At 61.3% G+C, this 19,971-nt stretch carries 24 protein-coding genes; 22 read left to right on the forward strand and 2 right to left on the reverse strand.

Annotation, left to right across the window (positions count from 1 at the left end):
• Window positions 1-35 precede the first annotated feature (35 nt).
• The 4 genes from ACFPN9_RS20210 to ACFPN9_RS20225 all read left to right on the forward strand — a co-directional run bounded on the left by ACFPN9_RS20210 (window position 36) and on the right by ACFPN9_RS20225 (window position 3,688).
• Window positions 36-428 carry a hypothetical protein gene (locus ACFPN9_RS20210; protein WP_068204028.1) on the forward strand — a complete coding sequence of 131 codons (393 nt, stop codon included), beginning with the start codon at window positions 36-38 and terminating at the stop codon, window positions 426-428.
• A gap of 162 nt (window positions 429-590) precedes the next feature.
• On the forward strand, window positions 591-1,457 hold the full coding sequence (locus ACFPN9_RS20215) for a Mom family adenine methylcarbamoylation protein (RefSeq protein WP_377817500.1): 867 nt from the start codon (window positions 591-593) through the stop codon (window positions 1,455-1,457).
• An 85-nt stretch (window positions 1,458-1,542) separates the two neighbouring features.
• A complete protein-coding gene (locus ACFPN9_RS20220) occupies window positions 1,543-3,429 on the forward strand; it encodes an ATP-dependent metallopeptidase FtsH/Yme1/Tma family protein (RefSeq protein WP_377817501.1) in 1,887 nt (628 codons plus the stop codon).
• Window positions 3,430-3,454: 25 nt separating this feature from the next.
• Window positions 3,455-3,688: a hypothetical protein gene (locus ACFPN9_RS20225; protein WP_068204033.1), complete on the forward strand. Its 234-nt coding sequence runs from the start codon at window positions 3,455-3,457 to the stop codon at window positions 3,686-3,688.
• A 4-nt stretch (window positions 3,689-3,692) separates the two neighbouring features.
• Here the strand turns inward: ACFPN9_RS20225 and ACFPN9_RS20230 are convergent, their stop codons facing one another.
• Complete coding sequence (locus tag ACFPN9_RS20230; protein WP_068079058.1) at window positions 3,693-3,950, reverse strand: DUF4031 domain-containing protein; 258 nt, start codon at window positions 3,948-3,950, stop codon at window positions 3,693-3,695.
• Window positions 3,951-3,964: 14 nt separating this feature from the next.
• On the opposite strand from ACFPN9_RS20230, the gene ACFPN9_RS20235 reads away from it, so the two are divergent.
• The 4 genes from ACFPN9_RS20235 to ACFPN9_RS20250 all read left to right on the forward strand — a co-directional run bounded on the left by ACFPN9_RS20235 (window position 3,965) and on the right by ACFPN9_RS20250 (window position 6,500).
• Window positions 3,965-4,276: a hypothetical protein gene (locus ACFPN9_RS20235; RefSeq protein WP_377817502.1), complete on the forward strand. Its 312-nt coding sequence runs from the start codon at window positions 3,965-3,967 to the stop codon at window positions 4,274-4,276.
• 132 nt (window positions 4,277-4,408) lie between these two features.
• Complete coding sequence (locus tag ACFPN9_RS20240) at window positions 4,409-4,960, forward strand: invasion associated locus B family protein (RefSeq protein WP_377817503.1); 552 nt, start codon at window positions 4,409-4,411, stop codon at window positions 4,958-4,960.
• Window positions 4,960-5,187, forward strand: coding sequence for a hypothetical protein (locus tag ACFPN9_RS20245; RefSeq protein WP_068204038.1), 228 nt, complete (start codon window positions 4,960-4,962; stop codon window positions 5,185-5,187). Before ACFPN9_RS20240 ends, ACFPN9_RS20245 begins: the two co-directional genes overlap by 1 nt.
• 17 nt (window positions 5,188-5,204) lie before the next feature.
• Window positions 5,205-6,500, forward strand: a complete 1,296-nt coding sequence (locus ACFPN9_RS20250) for a DNA methyltransferase (protein ID WP_377817504.1) — start codon at window positions 5,205-5,207, stop codon at window positions 6,498-6,500.
• A gap of 78 nt (window positions 6,501-6,578) precedes the next feature.
• Here ACFPN9_RS20250 and ACFPN9_RS20255 read toward each other — a convergent pair whose 3' ends face one another.
• A complete protein-coding gene (locus ACFPN9_RS20255; protein ID WP_068079051.1) occupies window positions 6,579-6,926 on the reverse strand; it encodes a hypothetical protein in 348 nt (115 codons plus the stop codon).
• An 832-nt stretch (window positions 6,927-7,758) separates the two neighbouring features.
• Between ACFPN9_RS20255 and ACFPN9_RS20260 the strand changes: the two genes are divergently transcribed.
• From ACFPN9_RS20260 to ACFPN9_RS20325, 14 genes are all read left to right on the forward strand, one after another.
• On the forward strand, window positions 7,759-8,832 hold the full coding sequence (locus ACFPN9_RS20260) for a DNA polymerase beta superfamily protein (protein ID WP_377817505.1): 1,074 nt from the start codon (window positions 7,759-7,761) through the stop codon (window positions 8,830-8,832).
• 3 nt (window positions 8,833-8,835) lie between these two features.
• A complete protein-coding gene (locus tag ACFPN9_RS20265; RefSeq protein WP_377817506.1) occupies window positions 8,836-9,777 on the forward strand; it encodes a hypothetical protein in 942 nt (313 codons plus the stop codon).
• Window positions 9,777-10,967, forward strand: a complete 1,191-nt coding sequence (locus tag ACFPN9_RS20270) for a DNA methyltransferase (protein ID WP_377817507.1) — start codon at window positions 9,777-9,779, stop codon at window positions 10,965-10,967. The genes ACFPN9_RS20265 and ACFPN9_RS20270 overlap by 1 nt, the downstream gene beginning before the upstream one ends.
• A 19-nt stretch (window positions 10,968-10,986) precedes the next feature.
• Window positions 10,987-11,526 (forward strand): hypothetical protein, encoded by a 540-nt coding sequence (locus ACFPN9_RS20275; protein WP_377817508.1) that lies wholly within the window; start codon window positions 10,987-10,989, stop codon window positions 11,524-11,526.
• Window positions 11,513-12,292: a hypothetical protein gene (locus ACFPN9_RS20280; RefSeq protein WP_377817509.1), complete on the forward strand. Its 780-nt coding sequence runs from the start codon at window positions 11,513-11,515 to the stop codon at window positions 12,290-12,292. Before ACFPN9_RS20275 ends, ACFPN9_RS20280 begins: the two co-directional genes overlap by 14 nt.
• A 62-nt stretch (window positions 12,293-12,354) precedes the next feature.
• The gene (locus tag ACFPN9_RS20285; RefSeq protein WP_377817510.1) at window positions 12,355-13,341 is read left to right on the forward strand and encodes an ERCC4 domain-containing protein; all 987 of its coding nucleotides are present in this window, start codon (window positions 12,355-12,357) and stop codon (window positions 13,339-13,341) included.
• A 141-nt stretch (window positions 13,342-13,482) separates the two neighbouring features.
• Window positions 13,483-14,268 carry an SIR2 family NAD-dependent protein deacylase gene (locus ACFPN9_RS20290; protein WP_377817511.1) on the forward strand — a complete coding sequence of 262 codons (786 nt, stop codon included), beginning with the start codon at window positions 13,483-13,485 and terminating at the stop codon, window positions 14,266-14,268.
• 69 nt (window positions 14,269-14,337) lie between these two features.
• Window positions 14,338-17,007: a DNA cytosine methyltransferase gene (locus ACFPN9_RS20295; protein ID WP_377817512.1), complete on the forward strand. Its 2,670-nt coding sequence runs from the start codon at window positions 14,338-14,340 to the stop codon at window positions 17,005-17,007.
• Window positions 17,008-17,029: 22 nt separating this feature from the next.
• Window positions 17,030-17,242, forward strand: a complete 213-nt coding sequence (locus tag ACFPN9_RS20300) for a hypothetical protein (protein ID WP_156450022.1) — start codon at window positions 17,030-17,032, stop codon at window positions 17,240-17,242.
• A 333-nt stretch (window positions 17,243-17,575) separates the two neighbouring features.
• The gene (locus tag ACFPN9_RS20305) at window positions 17,576-18,451 is read left to right on the forward strand and encodes a hypothetical protein (protein ID WP_156450021.1); all 876 of its coding nucleotides are present in this window, start codon (window positions 17,576-17,578) and stop codon (window positions 18,449-18,451) included.
• Window positions 18,452-18,482: 31 nt separating this feature from the next.
• A complete protein-coding gene (locus ACFPN9_RS20310) occupies window positions 18,483-18,947 on the forward strand; it encodes an HAD domain-containing protein (RefSeq protein ID WP_377817513.1) in 465 nt (154 codons plus the stop codon).
• On the forward strand, window positions 18,940-19,413 hold the full coding sequence (locus ACFPN9_RS20315; protein ID WP_377817514.1) for a macro domain-containing protein: 474 nt from the start codon (window positions 18,940-18,942) through the stop codon (window positions 19,411-19,413). The genes ACFPN9_RS20310 and ACFPN9_RS20315 overlap by 8 nt, the downstream gene beginning before the upstream one ends.
• A 9-nt stretch (window positions 19,414-19,422) precedes the next feature.
• Window positions 19,423-19,716 carry a hypothetical protein gene (locus tag ACFPN9_RS20320; RefSeq protein WP_156460951.1) on the forward strand — a complete coding sequence of 98 codons (294 nt, stop codon included), beginning with the start codon at window positions 19,423-19,425 and terminating at the stop codon, window positions 19,714-19,716.
• A complete protein-coding gene (locus ACFPN9_RS20325; RefSeq protein WP_068203795.1) occupies window positions 19,700-19,948 on the forward strand; it encodes a hypothetical protein in 249 nt (82 codons plus the stop codon). The genes ACFPN9_RS20320 and ACFPN9_RS20325 overlap by 17 nt, the downstream gene beginning before the upstream one ends.
• The last annotated feature ends 23 nt before the right edge of the window (window positions 19,949-19,971 follow it).

Consider the following 19,971-nt stretch of genomic DNA (forward strand, 5'->3'; position numbering starts at 1 on the left):
CGCAGATCCACCGCAAGACAAGAGCGAGACACGACATGCAGATCCAAACGCTGAACGCCGTTGCCCCCTCTCATCAGGTTGCCCTTCGCTCGGCAGCCGTTTCGATCTCGCGGCGCGCCAGCCGCCTTCCTCTGCTCCGAAACTACCTCATCACCCCGTTGGCCGCTGTCAGCCGCCTGCGTGACCGACAGCGCCGCCTTCAGAGTCGTGTTGAGATCGCCCAGGCCAAGCTGGCTGACATTCGCTTCAACGGGCTCGCGCGATACACGAAGAAGGGGCTGATCTCGTATCTGACTGCCTGCGCCAGCGACGAGTTCTCGATCGACCGCCTCGGCGAACTGGCAATCGATCTCAACAACGACATCGCCCGTGCCAAGCGGCTGCGCGATGGCCGCGCCATCCGCAAAATGCTCCGCAGCCGACTCTGAAACCTGCCGGGGGCGCTGCCCCCGGCATTTTCCTTTGGCGAACCGTTCGCGCGAAAATTCCCGATAAATCCAGAATAACGACGCCAGAAGGCCGCGACCTCGTTTGCTCGCCACCGCCGCCCTCGACGCAGTGCCAGCGCCACCCCTAGACCGAGCAATCTGATGACCCAGCTTCAGCTCTTCGATTCAGTGGCAATGCGATGGAACGCAGGCCGCTCGACCTATAGGCCCGCACAAGAACCAATCGACACATCCCGCTTCTTCGTCGAACGCGTCCGGGAGGCTCTCGCGCGGGAGTTCGTCGTCACGCATCACTATTCGAGGTCTTTCCCAGCGGCGATCGCCTGCTATGGATTGATGGAGCGAGTTGGCCCGCATCAGACCCGCTTAAGCGGAGTGGCCGTCTTCTCGGTGTCGATGCAGCCGAGGGCCGCAGATGCCTACGGCGCTACGGGTGAAGCATTCTGCGAGCTTGGACGCTTCGTTCTGCTCGATGACGTCGCCGGCAATGGCGAGACGTTCTTCCTCGCCAGGGCCATTCGCCAATTGGGCATCGACAAAGCCGGCCCCGACGGGAGAGCCAAATACAAACTCTGCCTGGCATACTCCGACCCCGTCCCCCGCACCGACATCAAGGGCAATGTCACGCTCACCGGGCATATCGGCCGAATTTACGCGAGCGCCTCCGCGGCATACTGCGGTCGGTCAAGCTCTCGGACCCTCTGGCTCGCCCCAGACGGCACATCGCTCTCGCAGCGAGCGCTCTCGAAGCTGCGTAGCGACGACACGGGCGCCAGATACGCCTACGAAATGCTGATCGGGCATGGAGCTCCCCCAATTGGTCCCGGTGAGCCCAGCCGCGCCTACGTTCGACGCGCTTTACGCGAAGGGCCCTTCCGGCGGCTGCACCACCCAGGAAACCACGCCTATATCCTGCCCTGCGGAACGCACAGCGACCGCTCCCGAGTTCGCAAGCTCGTGGACAAGGGCCTGCCCCGCCCCAGGACGACAGATCCGCTTCGCGCTTAAATCGGTACCGATACAGCTTGGCCGTAATTCGGTATAAGAGACGCATCGCGCATTTAATCGCCTTATTATTTTATCGGATATTTCCATGCAGAAATCCAACTCGATTCCCAAGTTCCGAATCGCGAAACAGACGCCGCTGCTGACCGCACGGCGCTGGCTCGTTCGCAACAGCCGCCGCGTGACGCTGGCGTTTTCTCTCGTCGCGATCCTGACGTTCTCCGCGCTCTACAACTTCCCGGAACTCCGCGGAGAGACCCAGTCACCGGTCAAGACGGGCGGCGACGCCATCAGCTACCAGACGATCAAGGCGGAGGTCGCACGCGGCCTGATCGATCGTGCCGCGCTAGTGCGCAACGGCACCGACGCCTGGTCGACCCTTGTCGTCACCTACAAGGACGGCCGCGTCGAGTGGGCTTCGATCAAGGAAAACCCCGAGCTGGCCGAAGCCGCCGATGTGAAGCTCGGAAGCCTGTTCCAGGCCGCCGGCGTTCCCCTTTCGACGAGCTCCGCGCCTTCCGAGACGTCACAGTTCTCGAAATTCACGGGCTTTGGCGTCACGACGATATTCCTCGTCGCAGCCTGCCTTCTGCTTCTCGTCATGGCCAACCAGGTCAACGAGATCGGCTCGACGACCATGGGGATGACCGGAAGCCGGGTCAAAAGCACGGTCCGCTTTGCGGACGTCGCCGGCATCGAGTCCGCGAAGGCTGATCTCGAGGAACTCGTGCAGTTCATTCGCGATCCATCTGCCTACGAAGCCGTCGGCGCGCGGCCAAACCGCGGTACTCTCCTCACGGGCCCGCCGGGCACTGGCAAGACGCTTCTCGCCAAGGCTGTCGCCGGCGAATCCAACGCCGCATTCCTTGCGTTCTCGCCGAACGATTTCTCGAGCATGTATATCGGCCTCGGAAAAATGAAGGTCCGCAACGCCTTCGCTCGGGCGAGGGAACAGGCGCCAGCGATCCTGTTCATCGACGAAATCGACACCCTTGCCCGGAAGCGCGGCCAGGATCATCGCGAGTACGATGCGATCCTCAACGAAATCCTCGTCCAGATGGACGGCTTCGAGGGCCGCGAAGGCGTGATCGTCATCGCTGCGACCAACCGCGTGGAAACGATGGATCCCGCCATCCTCCGCCCCGGCCGCTTCGATCGCATCGTGCAGGTGCCCCTCCCAGATGCAGGGGGCCGTGGCGCGATCCTGAAGGTCCACGCCAAGAACCTGCCTCTCGAACCAGAAGTCGATCTCGGTCATATCGCCCAGCGGGCGACCGGCTACTCCGGCGCTCAGCTCGAAAACCTCGCCAATGAAGCTGCGCTGACGGCCGCGCGATCGGGCCGAACCCTGGTCTCGCAGTCCGACTTCGACGTCGCCCTCGACAAGATCACACTCGGCGCGCGTCGCAACGGCCTGGCGCTCTCTGAAACCGACAAGCGGCTCATCGCGACGCACGAGGCGGGACATGCGCTCTGCAATATCCTGCTGACGGACTGCGATCCGGTCGATCGCGTGACCATCCTTCCGCACGACAACGCACTCGGCGCTGTCGTGCGCAGCTCAGAGCACGACACCGTTCTGTTGTCGCTGGACCGTCTCGAAAGTGAGCTCACGGTCATGATGGCAGGCCGGGCCGCGGAGATGATCATCCTCGGCGAGCGCAAGTTCTCGAACGGCGCAGCGGGCGACTACAAGGAGGCGACGCAGCTCGCGCTCCGGATGACATGCGAGTGGGGCATGTCGCCAGAATTCGGCTCCCTCTACGTTCCTGCCGATCCAAAAGATCCGCAGGTGCAGAAGGCGATGCGGAAGATCCTGGACGATGCACTCAGCCGTGCGCGTGCCATCATCAATAAGCACCGCCCGTCGCTGGACGCGCTCGTCGAAGAGCTGATCAAGCGCGAAACCATGACCCGAGCCGAGGTAGAACGGGTCATCCAGCATCAGCCCAAGCTCTTGCCGAAGGCCGCCTGAGCGGTCTTCAACCATCGAGGACATTATGACGGGACAGGCCCTTCCACTCGAAAACCCGGCGCCTCACGACGTCGAGACCTATATCTCGGCTGCCGAGGCGCATGGGAGCTTCGATGACCCCGATCACGAGGTAGGCGACCTTCAGCAACTGCTGAGAGCCGCCTTCGGTATGCTGACGATCGAACAGCGGACGCTGTATTTCCTCAATCCCGATGTCCGCGCAGTCCTCGTGAGCGCCAACGTCATAAACGACGAATAGGCGCTCACTCCCCGGACGACTTCAGCCTGCGAATAAGCCGCGCAAGCTCGCGCCGATCTACCACGACGGCCCCGGCGTCAATCGCACGCTGTCGCCGAAAGAGAGGCACGTCGTAGTGCAAGACCGGCCGGCGCTGGAGCCACTCACGCTTCATCCCGATATGAAGCGCCATCTCATCGAGTTCGCCGAGCGTGTCCGCCAGCATATGGCACATGATCATCCCGCGGAACGGGAGACGAGCACTGTCGACATACACAGCCATCAGGCGTTCCTCAGATGAATAATTTCCAGATTATTCTGCTGGTTTTCGGCGCGTTCAGCGGCACGGTTATGTGCATCGGGTTCGTGCTGAAATCGCCTCTCGTCACTTCGTTCGGCCTGGTCGTCGGCATCTTCGTCGTGGTTTTCGCCACGAGCGACGACCTGCCCCGAATAGGGCTCATAAATTCCAAAGAGAGTTGCTACGCGTCCGGCCAGGGCAAAAGCCCAAATGATACGGACATTGTAACGCCTGCCCGCATGCGGGCTCAAGGATGCATGCATTTGCAACCTCCTGAAAACAAGCAATTTATCCGGATGGTCGATTGATCGCGTCCGAACTTATGGACGTGCACCTCCCGCAACCGGTAAAATGCGCTTAGCCGCCCTTCCGGCCACAGCGTGAAGAACGGATTCAAAATGCCTTTTTTCGCTCGATCAGCTCTGGCGGGAGCAATTCTATTGCTCCCGACCTTCGCGACATCCCGCTCGCCCGAGGTTCAGAACACGCCAATCGTCGCGCTGCAGCCTCACCCGTCTCAGCCCGAATGGGCAAAGATATGCCCAACCGGCGGCGCCGAGAGAAGCTGCTATGTAACGCGCGATTTCGTCGACACGGACGGCAGCGCGATCATGGCTATCGGCATTTACGCGCTCTCTGGTAACGAGGACAGAGCGATTGGCCGAGTTCTCCTCCCACTCGGTCTGTCGCTTCCTTCGGGAATCCGCCTGGCCGTCGACGACGGAGCGCCGATTGCGGGCAAATTCTCCAGCTGCATCCAGACTGGATGCTTCGTCGAGTTCTCGATCGCTCCTGAATTCGCTCGGGCGATGCGCAAGGGCGATGCGATCCGGATTGCGGCTCTGAACCAGTACCTCAACGAGATCGGCTTCCTGGCGCCTCTCAGCGGCCTCTCCGCCGCGATCGACGGCCCGCCGCTCACCGATGCGGCACTCGCGCACCGGCAGGCCAATCTGCGCAAAGCACTCCAAGAGAAGGCTGCGCAACCTTGATGACAGGCAACACCGCAGCCAAGGATGCTCTCCTCGCGAGCTACGACCGCCTGCGCCGGGCCGAAGAGAAGCGCATTGAGCTGCTGCCCGATCGCTTGCAGACAATGCGCGCCGATCCGGACTGGATCGCCGCTGTGTTTGAGAAAAACCAGGCGCTCGACGCCTTCGTTGCAGCAGCACGAACTGCCTGCGTCACGTGGAGCGCGGAGCAGCCGAACAACGGCTAACCGTACCAGGAGCCACAATGCCCCCTCTTTCCCATTCTGCCGCGAAGGCGCGGCAGAAGCGCCTCGAACGCGGCCAGACCTCAGAACGCGACGCTCGCAGGCATACGCCCAAGGCGTCGCTGCAGGGACTTCTTCAACTCCCGCTGCTCGAGGAGCTCGAGCGTTGCGGCGGCAAGGCGCGGCCGGGCGAGATCTACGAACGGCTCGCCCAGCGCATGGGACTCTCCGAGGACGCCCTCGCAGCCTCCCGGACCTGCGACGACGGCCAATCCTACCGTGTCTTTGAGCAGCAGGTTCGCTGGACGCGCCAAACGGCCGTCATGCAAGGCCTGATCACCAACGCCGAGCGCGGGATCTGGGAGCTGGCAGACCCTGCCTACGACAAGCTCATGCGAGCACGTCGGGGTAGCGTCGTGCTCATCTACTCCCTCGACGACGGGATGGCTCTGTGGGGCCACGCAGAGGACGCCGCCGCAGCCATCGAGAAGGGCTCCATCTCGCTCATCATGATGAGCCCGCCCTACCCCACCATCTCTCGCAAATATGGGAAGATGGGCGTGCCAGAGTGGCTGTCCTGGATGCGGCGCCTCACCGCGCTCTGGAGCGACCTCCTGGCAGACGACGGAACGCTCGCGGTCAACCTCATGGACTGCTTCGTTCCCGGGACACCAGCTATCAGCCCCTATATCGACCGCTTCGTGCTGACGACCGTCGACGACGTTGGCCTTCACCTCCAGGGCCGACATTTCTGGCATTCGCCGACAAAGCTAGGCAACATCAACTGGTGCGCGAAAAGCCGGATCCGGCCGAAGAACACCGTCGAGCAGGTTTTGCTGTTCTCGAAGACGCCGCACCCGAATTGGGATGTCGATCGGATGCCCCGAGGCGAATATGCAAAGCGATCGGCGGCACAGTTGGCCAATGACAAGCAGCGCGGGAAAGAAGTGCGTCCATCGGGCTATGACATCAACCCTGACGCCTTCGCCCGCCGGGACACAGGCCCGATACCGGGCAACCTTATCATCGCCGGCGGCGCTTCGGGATCAGACGCTTACTCGAAGCGTTGCCGTGAAAACGGCATTGAGGCCCATCCGGCTCGCTACCCCGAGGAGCTGCCGCGGCGGATCATTTGCCTGACCACCGAGCCAGGCAATGTCGTGTACGACCCAATGGCGGGATCGAACACGACCGGAAAGGTGGCTATGGAGCTGGGGCGAAAATTCATCGCCTCCGAACCCATGCTAAGCTACGTCATGGGTTCAAGCCTGCGCTTCGACGACAGGCCCGACTTTAAGCAGCATTTTCAATTATAATTGATGGGCTTGTCTTCATCGAGCGACAAGCCCGTATCATCGAAAAAATGGAATAAAATACGGTCTAAGCAGGCTCGTTCACGCCACAGCGAGAAGCTCGGGGGCCTCCATCGTAAAGTGCTCCAGGTCGGCCCAGCTGGTGGCAGCCGCAACCTCGTCGGCGACCTGCGCCGTCTCGGCCATATGCTCGCAGATCAGCGCGAGGTTGACTTCCATCTTGCCGAGAATGGCGGAAAACCGCGCCTGCTCGGCCTCGTCGAGCACGATGCCGGCGGCCGACATCCGGTTCATTTGCCCAAAAAGCGCCTCGATATTCTGCGATTTGCGCTTATCCAGGGCGTCGATCCTACCCAGATCCCGCGCCAGAAGGGCGGAGGTTGTCTGGTCGACCGTCTCTTCTAGACGGTCGAAACACGGCGTCAGCATTTAAGGCTACCTCGTTCTCGATCCGCAAGCATCCTCGCTTGCCGAGGACACCTAAGCGGCAAACCCCTGACAAAAGCTAGTAGCGCGAGACAGACAAATTCGTCGCACCTATCAGCAACCACGCAGGCCATCACTCCTTATCAATCCGAATTGACCTAGGGAGAGCCATCTCAAAGCCGCTATTACTGCAACCGGCCCGCCACCCGAGCGGCTCCTTGCGCGCTAGTGACTAAGGAATTCGCTGGCTGCGAACTAGCGAATACGTACGCACACTCCAAATTGCCATGCCGCGTTCACTTGGAGAAAAACGCGCATCGGCCCGCAATGTGAGGTTGCACCCGTCGATCATTGTCATGGGGCTCGGTGAAACTCCGATGACACTTCGATCGCCACAAGGATGAATTAAATTTTACCGGTGTTTTCGGTTCAGTTTCCGTAAACCATCCCGGCAATGAGCATGTGGATCGCGGGGAACCGAATTCTGAGAGCCGAAACCAGCGCCTATCGAGAGGCATTCGGCCACAACAACATGCCGTGGCGTTCATAATCTGCGCCCAAATAAATTATCCCAGTTTAATTTCCGGGCCGCGACTTTAGCGCCTTAAGCGCGAAATCCTTGGTCAACAGAAACACATATTCGCATTAAATCGCCACCATCCATGTGAGCCTGGGCCACGCCCATCACACGCTTTGGCATCCCATGAAGGATAGCCGGCATTCGATAAACGTAAGCGCTCGAATGTTGCTCCAAGATCTCGCAGCTTATACCCGCGAGGCTCCGCCGTATGAGGCTTCTTACGCCCACCAAAGGCCGCGCTGATAAATTAGATGCGTGAAACCCCATCAGAATGCAGAGGGGCCAATCGTGGGCCAAATCATGCCTAGAAATCTCGCAAAAATTCAGTTCGGCTCTCACCTCTACGGTACGAAAACGCCTTCTTCGGATATGGACTACAAGTCCATTCACGTGCCTTCCGCGCGCAGCATTCTGCTCGGTCGGCCTGAAGACGTCTTACACTTCGGCACCAAAGCAACCTCGGCTGACGAGAAGACCGGCTATTGGTCTGGGACGCCGCGGGCCAATACAAACACCGACGTCGATCACGACTCGCTGTCCTTGGCAAAATTCTTCGGAATGCTGAAAGACGGCGATATGAACGCGATCGAGATGCTCTTCGCGCCGACCGCCAGCATTGAGGAAACAAGTCCCGATTGGGACTACATCAGGTCGCCCGATGTGCGCAAGCGCCTCATCGACAGGAAGTGCTCCGGCTTCGTCGGATACTGCCAGTCGCAGGCCACCCGATATGGTGTTCGCGCGTCACGCGTCGAAAGCCTGACCCACCTCCTCAATGCCATCCAAACCTGCGCCAACTCACACCCTTTGGGGCTGCAGGCGCGCATTTCCGACTGCACGCAGGACCTTCAGCGACTTTTGGAAGGCAATGCAGCCGTGACGTGGACGCGTCGCCATTCTGGCCAAACGTCCGATCTCCTTCACATCTCAGTCTGCGATCGCCTCGCAGCTGTGACAGAGAAAATGGCGCAACTGCAGGATATCGCCGAGGGCGCCCTTCGAAAGTACGGGCGCCGCTCCCTTGCTGCGAGCCACAGCGGTGGGTACGACTTTCGAGCCCTATCGCACGCAATTCGCGTGGGGCGAGAGGCACTCGAGCTTCTCACGACATCCGAGATCACATTCCCCCTCGCCTCCGCCGACGAGCTGATCGCGATCAAGGCAGGCAGGATTGCCGGTCCCGAAGTTCTGAAAATGCTCGACTCGATCCTGGTAGAGGTTGAAGGCGCGTCCCAAAATTCAACGCTGGCAGAAAATATCGATTGGGATTTCTGCCAGGCCACTCAGATCCGCATTTACGCGCACCAAATTTCAAAATCGGGACTGTGAATAATGACGCTAATTCTGAAATTGCATTCCCTTTCCGCGCTGAGCGCGCTTCAGGTTGATATCCTGGCGCTCGAGAAGACAGCGGCCGAAGGCGCCGTCGGCCTCGATGCAGAAACAGTGCGCATGCTCGGTGTTCTCCTGCAGCCAGTTCCCGACGCGTTTCCTGTCGCGATCTCTGTGCCGTGGGATGCGATGGCTTTGCCCCTGCGGGTCTGCCTTGCTCGATCACACTCGTATAACGGCGATGCCGTTCTCTACGACGACGCCGAGAACGCATCGGCGACCTCCGATATCGTCCTTTCGGGGATGACGCCGCAACACGTCGCGACGCTCCTCGAGGCGGTCGAGCAGATGACGACGGCCGATATCCCGGCTGGGATACTCCGAAACGACCTCAATCCGATCAATGCACCGGTTGCCGGGGCACTCGTGGATCAGTCGATCCTGCCATGGATCTCCAAGACCGTCAGGGAAGGCTTCTATCTCGCGCGGGTCGCCGCAAATGAGGCTCGAGCCGAGCGGTTCTTCAGCTGGCTCGACGCGCAAAACGACTCCATGACGCCGACGGTCACGGAATTCGCAAAGGCAAACTCCTTCGCCGTGCATCACACCGGAGGCGGATGCCTGGCGCTGATGCGCGAGGAGGGCAAGGACTGGCACGTTCTCCTCACCGACGATGACGGCTCGCTTCCCACCGACCCGAACTCGGCCGAGAACTATTTCGGCATCTACCACAATGAAAGCGAATGGTGGCTTTCGACCGCGGCCACATTCGCCGACTACCTGGCAACCCGCCAGACCATCATCGCCCTTGCGAAGAACCGGATGAATCCCAAACAGGATGGCATCCACATCGACCTCGTCCCGCTTCTCCAGTTGGCCAAGGAGCTTCGCCTCGTTCACAAGGACGAGAAGGAAGCCGTCGCCAAAATCCTGAGCCGGTGATGCGCCCCGCATCCGCTTCGAAGCCCTCTCAGGCGCAGCTCGTATTCCCGCTCCTAGACCTCATTCGCGACCAGGGTGGCTCGCTAAAGGCGAAGGATGCGGGAGAAGCTCTGGGCCAACGGTTTGATTTGCCGGTAGACGTCCTCGATGAGGTGTCAATCGACGCCTCTGGCGCATCCACGAACGTCTGGCGTCGCCACGTTCGCTTCGCCCGGCAAAAGGGTGTCGCCATGGGGTACATCGCCCCAGATCGCGACGGCATGTGGCGCCTGACCGATGAGGGTCATGACGGCCTACGTGCAGCGAAAGCAGCGGTCCACGTCCAGGTCCTCGTCGACCCGTCGAGTGGCCTCCCCCGCGCAGCGACGTTGGACATTTCGGTCGGCATGCCGACGGTCCACACGCTCGTGTGCGGAAACAGCCAGGATCTCTCCTGGATCGACGATGGATCCGTCCCGCTGATCGTCACGTCGGCCCCATACTTCGATCTCGTCGACTACGGCGCTGACGACGGGCAGCTCGCACGCTTTGAAAGCTACGAGACCTTCCTCTCGCACCTCGACGCCGTCTGGGCTGAATGCTTCCGCGTCCTTGCGCCAGGAGGGCGGCTCGCCTGCAATGTCGGAGACGTCCTGCGATCTCGCAAAGCTGCCGGCCGTCATCACGTGCTGCCGCTGCACGCTGACATTATCGTTCGAGGCCGGTCACTCGGATTCGACGCTCTGACAGGCGTTCTCTGGCAGAAGATCGCCAACTGCTCCTATGAGCAAGGCGCCGGCGGCGTGCTCGGAAAGCCAGGCCAGCCGAACCAGGTCATCAAGAGCGAACTCGAACACATCCTGCTGCTGAAAAAGCCCGGCCCCTATCGCAAACCAACGCCCGCCCAGCGGGATGCTTCAGCGATTTCCAAAGACGAGCACAGGCAGTGGTTTCGCCCCATCTGGGATGACGTCCCAGGAGCGCGCGCCGGAAACCATCCAGCCCCCTTCCCCGTCGAGATCCCCTACCGCCTAATCCGCATGCTCTCCTTCGCAGGCGACACGGTGCTCGACCCCTTCGTTGGCTCGGGCACCACAGCGCTGGCGGCAATGAAGGCGGGGCGGAACTCGATCGGCGTCGAGGTTAGCCCGAGATATTTCAACGACACGGTAGGCAGGCTGAAAAAGGAATCCCTTCGTTTCGCCGCATAAAGTGCAGCGGAGGAACCCCATGAAACGACGCCTCCTGATCCTTGGATGCTCAAGCAGGAAGAAGCCTGATCCCGGTTGGATGCCAGCCTTCGATCGATACGACGGTCCGCTCTGGCAAACCCTTCGCACGGTCGATCCGACACGATCAAAAACGACCGTGGCCTACCTTTCCGCTCGGTACGGCTTCGGAGACGCCGCCACCCCAATCGAAGATTACAACCTGCGTCTCACTCCGGGGCTCGCCGCAAGGATGATCGCCGGCGGGGTCAACACGAGATGGCCGCGTCCCCCAAGACCGCGAGACCCAGACACGTTTGGCGACAGCGCCGCAGTCAACATCACCAGCATGTCGAGGTTCGGTGACAGCCCGTTCGAGGACGTCGCCCTCGTGGGTGGGCGCATCTACCTGTCCGTAATGAGAGCATTTCTCCCGGAGTTCATCCGCTTGGGCGGCATAACGCCGACGGTGGAGATCACCGTAATCAACGACACAATCGGATTCATGCGCCGTGCGCTGCGCCAATGGGTCGACAAGGAACAGCCCCATGACAAGCCGTAACCCCAGCCCACCCGATGCCGTCGTCGATGGGCTGAAGGCCGCTTTTGCGTCCATCTGGCGCTGGTCTGACGAAGGCAAGCCGGAGTTCGTTTGCCTGGCAACCAATATCGGCCGCGGCCGCCTTGCTGTCACAAGCGACGCCGGGATCAGAAACCAGCGCGGCAATCCGCACGGGCCGTTCTCCGATCTCTACGTCTCGCTCATCTTCTACGGCGGCGCAGGGCCTACCGACCTCATCCCCGTGAAATCGGTCTATGACTGCGCGATCAGCCCGGTTTGCATCCTGACACTCGACCTCCCGTCGATCGAAAACATTCCGACGCCCCCCATCGCAGCCATGGGCGCCATGGAAGCTCGTCCCAACACGACCGTCTGGCGCATGGGGTTCGCCGACGGCGTATTCGCCGATCAGACGGTTTCCACCGCCCGCGCTGCTCGTGTCGCTTCTGGCTACACCAACCGACCCGTCAGCCACTCTCCGTTCCGGGGCGGGTCTGACCCGCTCTATAGCCAGCACAGCAGCATCGTCGTCGATTGCTGCTTCGACTACCCCGGGCGCTGCGACTTCGGCGCTCCCGTCTGTGACGTCAACGGTCACCTGGCGGGCGTGCTGGTCGGGCATGATACCGCCTGCGGTTACACCCACATCGGCTACTATGTGCCGATCGAAATCATTCTGCCATTCATCGACCTCGAGAACGCACTGGGCAAGCGTCGAGGCGGCGTTTTCGGCATCCACGAGCCAGTCAATCACTCCCGCTTCTAGTCCTTGGCGACTGCGTGCCCATAGGGCAATATCGCCTTTACCGGGCACGCTCCGAGGGGTGGATGGTGATCACGCTGAACCACTGGGAGGCCGGAAACGGCTACGCGCGCATATACGTGAACGGCCTTCCGACGACCGCCAAAGTGTTCCTCGAAAACGGTCGCCGAGGGATCAAGATCACCGCCGCCGATTTGACAGCCGATGACGTCGAGCTCGCCATCAAAGAGGCTTTCAACCTCCCGGACCTGACCTGGGTCGCTCTTGAAGCCCTCGCGAAGCAATCGTCAGCGCGGAAACCCGCCGCGAAGCCGAACTTCGTTCCACCGGCGGTATCGAAGCCATGGACCGCGGCCGACGCCGAGGCACTCGACGCGAACGCAATGACACATCCGATCCCTGAACCCGTCATGCTCATGGTCGATCACCGAGAGCCAGACGAGATGAAGGAAAAGCTGGCGGCGATCAAAAACCTGCACATCGAGGAAGCAGCTCTCGAAATCGGTGACTACGTCATCACCGACAAGCTCATTATCGAGCGAAAAACCGTGACCGATTTTGTCACCTCGCTGACCGAAGATAGCAAACGCCTCTTCAAGCAGACCGACGCAATGAGCCAATCCGGCGTTCCGTCGGTTTTGATCCTTGAGGGCGACATTTACGCCCAGAGGCGGACGGAGCTCCCCAGCATCACCGGGACTCTCTCGTACCTCGCAGTGATCCAGCGGATCGCGATCGTTCCAACGCTATCGCTTCACCACAGCGCCTATATGATCGCGAAGCTGGTCCGACACCGAGTTTTTGGTCTCGGTTACGACCTCGGCCTGCGAGGCGCGGCGCCCGTCAACAATTACGCCGGCGCGGCACAATTCTTCATCGAGGGACTGCCCGGCGTCTCCGCCCTGACAGCCAAGCGCCTTCTCGCCCATTTCGGATCAGCGCGGGCTGTCGCGGGCGCAACCGAGGAGGAGCTCCGCGCCGTGTGGGGAATTGGTCCCAACCGCGCGCGAGACATCATCAGAGCCCTCACCGTTCCGTTCGACAAAACCTGATTGGGATCCACGCAGTCAATCGGATCGGCATGGATCTATGCCCTCAGCGACCCGCCAGCCGTAATGCTGGCGATTTCGGAAATCGCATCCGGCTCGGAAATGCGATACAACAGAGCCCTGAATTTTAAAGCCGATATTTCAATGACAAAAATCATCGTATTTACCGGCGCCGGAATTAGCGCGGATTCCGGATTGCAGACCTATCGCGGGGCGGATGGACTTTGGGCCGACGAGCGCCTTGAGCGCATCTGCAATTTCCGCGTTTGGAAGCAGCATCGGCTCGCTGTCCATGAATTCTACAACTCGCGCCGGGCCGAGCTTCGCACCGTTCAGCCGAATGCCGCCCACGCGATGGTGGCGCGCCTCCAGGGCGCCTTCGACACGACGTTGATCACGCAGAACGTCGATGATCTCCATGATCGCGCCGCAGCGCATCTAACCAGCCCAGACATCCTGCACGTGCACGGACGCCTCACGCACATCATGTGCACCGCGCAGGGCTGTGAGCCCTGGTCGATCGGGCACGACGACTGGGACGCAGAAGACGGCCGATGCCCTCATTGCGCCTCGATCAAGGGCGTGAAGCCAGACGTGGTGCTGTTCGGCGAGAACGCGCCGCACTACAAGCGGATGTGGAAGCTGCTCAGCAAGCTGACGGCCAAAGACATCCTCCTTGTCATCGGCACGAGCGGGAAAGTCGTCGATATCGGATCCATCGCTGCGAAGACCCCGGCGACCACCATCCTATCTAACCTCGAGAGTTCCCAGGATCTTTCCATGCCTGGCGCTCCGTGCATCGAAGACCGCCAATTCGACCACGTCATCCATGGTCGCGCGATCGACACCGCAGCCGAGATCGAAACTCTCGTGCAAACGATCGTGCTGAAAAATGCCCGAAAGAGCAGTGCCTTCAAAGCCTCGGCGTAACGCCGGGGCTTTTTTTATTCCCGATTATCCGAGGTGGGCCCGTAAGACCCTCTTCGGAAACCCCTTTAAATGTATCACTATCGAAACCACGATTTTCTCACTCCTGAATATCTCGACCATATTCTCGGTGGCCTGATCGTCGACAGCTTCGCTGGCGGTGGTGGTGCATCGACCGGCATCGAGGAAGCGCTCGGCCGCTCCCCTCACTTCGCTATCAACCACGATAGCGAAGCCCTCTGCATGCATGAGGCCAACCACCCCGATACCGTGCACCTCACGCACGACATCTGGAAGGTCAAACCCCTCGAGGTTACACGCGGTGCGTGTGTTGGCCTGCTGTGGGCAAGCCCTGATTGTAAGAGCCATAGCCGGGCCGCCGGCGGCAAGCCAAGAGCCAAGAATATCAGGGACTTAGCATGGGTTGTGGTCCATTGGGCCAAGGTCGTTCGACCCAAGCTGATCCTCCTCGAGAACGTCGCGGAGTTCGCCGAATGGGGGCCGCTCACGCTCAAGGGGCAGCCATGCCCGAGGCGCAAAGGCCAGACGTTTGCCGACTGGGTCTCGAAGCTCGAGCGTCAGGGCTACCAGGTCGACTATCGCATGCTCAAGGCCTGCGACTACGGCGCCCCCACCATCCGCGAACGGCTCTTCCTCGTCGCCCGATGCGACGACAAGCCTATCGTGTGGCCGGAGAGAACACACGCCCCCGCGGACGATCCACGCGTGCTCGCGGGTGAGTTGCTGCCGTACCGCACCGCGGCCGACATCATCGACTGGCAGAAGGCCTGCCCTTCAATCTTCATGGACCGGGATCGCGCTCAGAAGTACCGCGACGACACCGGGCTCACAGTTAAGCGCCCGCTCGAGGATGCCACGCTGGCCCGCATCGCCAAGGGCGTGAAGCGCTACGTGATCGATGCCGAGCAGCCCTTTATCACCTCGCTCACGCACCAGGGTGGGGATCGCAATGAAGCCCTGAGCGACCCGCTCAAGACGATCACCGCGGCGAACCGGGGCGAGAAGGCTTTGGTCACGCCCGAGCTCGCACCCTTCATGACGAAATTCCGCAAGAACGCCGTCGGGGCCAGCATCCACGACCCGCTTCCGACGGTCACCGCCAACAGCTTCGACAAGCGCGCCGGTTGCGGCATCCCCATGGGCGTCGTCGCACCAGAGATCGTCCAGGTCGATTCCGAGACCGCCCGCGCATCGACGCTCATCAGCGTCGCGCACGGGGACTCCGGCGGAAAGCGCGAATACCCGATGGACGAACCCCTCGGGACGGCAACCGCTTCAAACACTCACGCTGTCGCGATGGTCGACGCAGTCGCACCCGTCATCACCTATTCGCAGCAGGGTGGCGCAGTCCGCTCGCCGGAGGCCCCGCTTCACACGGTTACCGCCTCCAGTAAGGATTACAACGCCATCATCGCCCCTTATCTGGCGACGTACTATTCGACGAAGCCCGGCGGACAGCCACGGACAGCCTCGCTCGACGAGCCCCTGCGAACCCAGACCACCGAGAACCGTCACGGCCTCGCGGTGCCCTATCTCGTGCCGCGCTATGGCGAACGGCCCGGTCAGGAGCCGCGGACCGTCGCCATCAATCGCCCTGCCCCCACAATCGTTCCTGATGGCAACCAGGGCTCCCTTGCTATGGCCGAGCTCGTTCCCACGAACGAGACGCTCCATGCGAACGCCGTCATCCGACATTTCGGCGGCTCGGTCGGATCCTCGGCCGATGAGCCGATCGGAACCACGACCTGCGGAGGCGGCGGCAAGACCGGTGTGATCGCAGCCGAACTCGCGCACGCGCCAGAGGCGGCCGTGGGCTTCATCGCCCAGCAGAACACCGGCGAGGTCGGCCACGATGCGCGAAAGCCACTGTCGACGATCGTCGGCAAGGGCTGCACCCAGACGCCGGTCGTCACAACCTTGGTGCAGGCTGAAGCGGACAATGCCGAGGCCCGGCACATCGTGAAGTTCCAGGAAAACAGCGTCGGTACCGCTCTCGACGAACCTCTTCACACCGTCATGGCAGGTGCGACCCGACACGGGGTGGTCTCCTCGCACATCATCAACATGAAGGGCAGCGACCAGCGCGCGGCCCCCGTTGATGCCCCGATGCCGGCCGCATGCGCCGGCGGAAACCACATCGGCGAGGTCGCTGCGGACCTGCAGCGCTCGGCCTCGATCGTCACCTACTACGGCACCGATCAGACCGGCGCGATCGAAGATCCGCTGCATACCGTGACCACCAAGGGGCGGTTCGGCCTGGTCGACAGTCATGCCACCCACTCGCTGACGCCGGAGCAGTACGAGAAGGCTCGCGAAGTGGCCGCCTTCCTTCGCGCTTTCGACTGCTGGGACGGCGGCGAAATCGTGGTTGTCCGTGGCTACGTGATCGTGGACATCGGCCTGCGAATGCTCTCGCCTCGAGAGCTCGCCCGCGGACAGGGGTTCCGAGAGCACTATGTGCTGGACCCCAAGTTCAACGGGAAGCGCCTCACAAAGACGTCGCAGACGCGCATGATCGGCAACTCCGTTTGCCCCGACGCTGCTCGGGCAATGGTTTTCGCAAACGTCGTCATCGCGTCCCAGATGAGCGAGAAGCCGAAGAAGATCCGTCCCTGGGGCGCGGCTCTCCGCGAACTCATCCGTTCAGGGCGCCACATCAAGACCGAGACCAACCGCCGCCGGAACGCGCGCGAAAGCGTGCCGATGCGTCGGGCTGCTTGATCCCACCAACCGAGAGAACACCATGCCCCGACTTCTCAAGCCCGCCGCGCCGGCGGATGTCGAGCGCGTCACCCGCACCATTGAGTTGGTCAAGGCCGCGATCAAAGAGTTGCCGCGCGAGTGTCCAAATACGAAGGCGAAACTTCGATCGGCACTCAAGAGTGCCGAGGGAGCCCGCCGGCACATCATACGGCGCGTGCCAACGCTGACCGTGATACGCCGCGGAGAGCCGTGATGCAAAACCACCTCAGTCGTCGAAACACGGACTATTTCGATGAAGCAAGGCATCGCCGCTCAAGAAATTCGCGCTAAGAAATTCGCGATATAATCTGGCGCAATTTTAAGAGTAATAAAATTCGCCAGCTACGAAAGATGTGCTACATTCCGCGCATATTCAGATCCGTATTTCACGCTCATTTTGCGCGGGCGATATTGCATGCCTACAACAGAATTATCCCCCGCGGGGAGTTCCCCCGCGGTGGCGCCAATCCACAGCGCAACGCTGCTAGACGTCGTCCTGAAGAGCCAGGGGACCGCTCGCCTAAAGCGACGCGTCGCATCGCGTCTGGTGTTTGCCCAGATCACGGTCGATGACTACGTCTCAGATCGAGAGGCTGTCCGGCAGCGCTTGCTGTCGGTTCCTGTCTTCGGATCTTCCAGCCTGATCGAGTTGGACCTGGTGCTCGCCTCCTTCGTCGAGCGCCAGGTTATCAGTGTGCCGACCGACGAAACCCCATATCGGCTACCGGAAGCGATCGCCGGCATAACCGTCTCCGGCCTTCTGCTGGAGGCAATCCTGCCACCGTCGCTCGCCCGCGTCGTTCAGGCTTCCCCTGAACTCTCTTCGTATCGCTTGCAGGCGATCTTGGATGACCGGTGGGGGTTTCAGCAGGTGCTGCAGCGGACCAGATCGATTGGAAAAGCGAAAGCTCAGACCATCGACGCTGCGATCAGCCAATTCGTCGAAGACGTGAAGGCGATCAGCTCCCAAAAGCCTCCCACTCGGGATTACCTTGTCTACAGTTCGGCCGACCTGATGCCGCCGATCGAGGCGTTGAAATGGTGTATCGAACGGCTGACGCACCCCTATGGTGAGATAGTTCGCGACAGGCATGGAGTTGGGGCCCGGGTCGGGAATTCTGCTGGGTACTCATCAATTCTGGAAATCGCGAGAAAATGCGGCATGAGCCGCTACGCCTGCACGTCAGCGCTCAAGCTCGCCATGACAAAGCTTGCCGCCGGGCCTTCCGTGCGCGCGGCCAAGAGATTGCTGGCAGAGCCATCTGGAATTGCCGCGCGAAATGCCGCGGGGAAGGTGCTCAAAGCGCCAGTGAAAGACGCCCAGGTCGAAAGCTATTTGCGCGATGAGCCCTATTTGCGGCTGGCGGTGATCATCGCCCACAAACGGCCGAGCGAGTGGATTGGGAAGCGTTCTTCCGGGTGATTTTCTAGTTCGAACCCCGAGGAGCCGCGCGATGCACGGGCCAATTCTGTTCTTGGATTTCGATGGCGTCGTTGTCACGCGCAAGCAGGCGGACGCCGCTCACCGAAATTTTCTCTGCCCCGACAAGGTCGCCATGGTGAAGGCACTGTGCGACCGAACCGGCGCCCGTGTCGTAATTTCATCGACTTGGCGGGTGTCCCATGATTGCCGGGATGCCCTCGCTGCAGCCGGGCTCGGTCCAACCTACCTCTTCGACGACTGGGCCACGCCCCTGGACGTCGATTGCGACGACGACGTCTCAGCACGCGGCCTTGAGATCGCGCAGCACGTCCAAGCGAACAAGATCGATCGGTACGTCATCCTCGACGACATGCCCGTTCTCAAAAGCCAGGCCGCCCGCCACGTCCAACCGGACCCGACGGTCGGAATCACACAGGCTCAGATGGATCTCGCCTTCGTCTTGATCACAAACCCCATGGATGCCGCGCATGCCTAGCACGACCTACCTTCCCGGCCGCGATATCACGCGCTCCACCGCCGACTGCCTCGTCAACACCGTCAACTGCGTCTCGGTGATGGGCGCCGGCGTCGCCCTCGCCTTCAAGAAGGCGTTTCCTGCGATCATGCAGCCCTACCAGTCGGCCTGCCGCCGACGCGTCATTCGACCTGGCAGCACCACCCTGTTTCAGCTTCACGAGGTCGCCGGCCGCCAGGTCCACTGGGCAGCCATGGCGACCAAGGATCACTGGCGCGATCCTTCCAAGCTCGAATGGATCGAGCCAGCTCTTCGTGACCTCGCGAAGGCTGCCGGCGCGGCTGGCGTGCGCTCGATCGCCATCCCTCCCCCGGGCTGCGGCAACGGCGGACTGGACTGGGCCATCGTCGAACCGATGGTTCTTCGCGAGCTCGCGGCCTTCGACCTCGAGATCTACGCCCGGCCGTCCGCCGGCGGCGTCCATTGAGGGGCGCCGATGATCGCGTTCGAATCCCTGAACCCGACAAACCGCATCGCCGATGCGGTTTGCCTCTCCATCAGCTGGGCCAACCAGCCGCCCGGCCTCTACGTGGTCCCGCGATCCGAACTTGCCTCCTACTCGACAGGCCACTCGGACGCGGCTCATCGCTCCGTTGATGTCGTCTTGGACATCGAGGCCCTTGCCAAAGCGCGGACAGGCGCTTGGATCGGGATCAAAATCGCGAGTACACATGGCGTAGCAGCATGGGGTCGCGCCAAACTGGAGAACGACGATGGACGACGTGCGTAATATCGTCTGCGCATACGCAGAGAATGCCTCGGGTCCAGGCTGGAGCAACAGCCTCGTCTGGGTCATCGAGCGCGATGGCAATGGCCGCCTTCACCAGCGCGCCATTCAGCCGGAAGAGCAAACGGCCGAGATGGTTGCACTCTTTCAGGTCTGCGCCGCTTCGCACGTCGCGCTCACGAAAGCAGTCATGAACGCCGACGAGAAAAAACGCCGCCCGAGACGGGTCGCGTAATCAGCGGGCCCAAACGAAAATGG

It is taken from the genome of Allobosea massiliensis, assembly GCF_042655245.1.
In the GTDB taxonomy this organism is placed as follows: domain Bacteria; phylum Pseudomonadota; class Alphaproteobacteria; order Rhizobiales; family Beijerinckiaceae; genus Allobosea; species Allobosea massiliensis.